Below are 665 nucleotides of genomic sequence, written 5' to 3' on the forward strand. Positions count from 1 at the left end.
CCGCCTACAAAAACGACAAATCGTTGCGCGAAACCGCCATCGAATTGGGCTTGTTGACAGGCGAAGAGTTTGACGAATTGGTCGTTCCTGCCGATATGGTTCATCCGCGTTAAGCTTTAATAATGAAACATGCCGTCTGAAAATGTTTTCAGACGACATGTTTTTATGCTGCGGTTTCCTTTTCCTCAAATAGGGTAAAAATCATTGGCAGCAGATTGATGCCCATTAGAAACATTATTGAGCTCAAAAATGTACGCCAGGCGTAATGCCACGCTTCCTTTCTGTCTGCTTGAGGTAGGAGCGATGCAGAATAGCGGTTGTGTAGGGTTTTTGCGGTGTCATTGTTTTCCAAATAGTCCAACGAAAGTACCAATAATTTGCCCGTGTCCTTGTGTTGTAAGAATTTGGCATGTTCAACCCAGATGCCCGGCTTGGCGTATTCGCATAAAGATTCAATGCCGACGCAAGAGGCCAAGCTGTTTTGGTTGTTTTGCAAAATCGACAACTCGTTTTTTTCAGCCTGCATGGTGGCGGCGGAGGTTTGATGAAGGTATGCGCTCATGCCGTTGCCCTCTATTGCTTGAAAATCATGGAGATGGCTGAATCCGCCATTTTCCCAGGCGACGAATAAGGCATAGCATCCGCTGAATAGGCAGATCATAGCC

General features: G+C 46.2%; 2 protein-coding genes. One reads left to right on the forward strand and one right to left on the reverse strand.

The annotated features are described in order from the left end of the window. The coding region (locus ACTHUM_RS17070) for a hypothetical protein (RefSeq protein WP_440403564.1) at window positions 1–113 on the forward strand (113 nt) is incomplete at its 5' end. Window positions 114–163: 50 nt separating this feature from the next. On the opposite strand, the gene ACTHUM_RS17075 is transcribed toward ACTHUM_RS17070, so the two are convergent. Continuing rightward, on the reverse strand, window positions 164–665 hold a 502-nt coding region (locus tag ACTHUM_RS17075), incomplete at its 5' end, for a hypothetical protein (protein ID WP_440403563.1).

It is taken from the genome of Neisseria sp. P0021.S006 (assembly GCF_051956895.1).